The organism is Vibrio aquaticus (assembly GCF_003970385.1).
GTDB lineage: Bacteria > Pseudomonadota > Gammaproteobacteria > Enterobacterales > Vibrionaceae > Vibrio > Vibrio aquaticus.
Genome location: NZ_RXZH01000180.1, coordinates 1 through 397 on the forward strand (window position 1 = coordinate 1; position 397 = coordinate 397).

Genomic DNA, 397 nt, shown 5'->3' on the forward strand with positions numbered 1-397 from the left:
TAACTAACAAGTGTGGAACAAAGACAAAGAAAAAAAAAATATATTTTATTAAAAATATTTTGATTTTATATATGAACAATCTTCGTATAGAATTGAAACACAGAACAAAGTTTTATTTGGATTGCTGGTTCTAAAGATTTATTACTGACGAGCCACAGTAATTGCACCTATCAAAGCAACTAAAAGAATTATGGAAATAAGTTCAAATGGAAGAAAAAAATCTGTTGATAAATGAATCCCAATTTGTTGACTATTACTTATCAAATCTTGCTCTATAATCTGGTTTGATCTTGTAGTCCAAATAATACCATACCATGACGTATCTGGAATAATAGTAATTAGTGAAACAAAAATACTTGTACAAACCACCGAAGTAACCCCATCCCCAACGGCCCAA

At 29.7% G+C, this 397-nt stretch carries 1 protein-coding gene; it reads right to left on the minus strand.

The window, feature by feature from the left end; genetic code table 11:
- Nucleotides 1–141: 141 nt before the first annotated feature.
- A partial coding sequence (locus EJ063_RS21995; protein ID WP_148104557.1) for an NADH-quinone oxidoreductase subunit J occupies nt 142–397 on the minus strand: 256 nt, incomplete at its 5' end.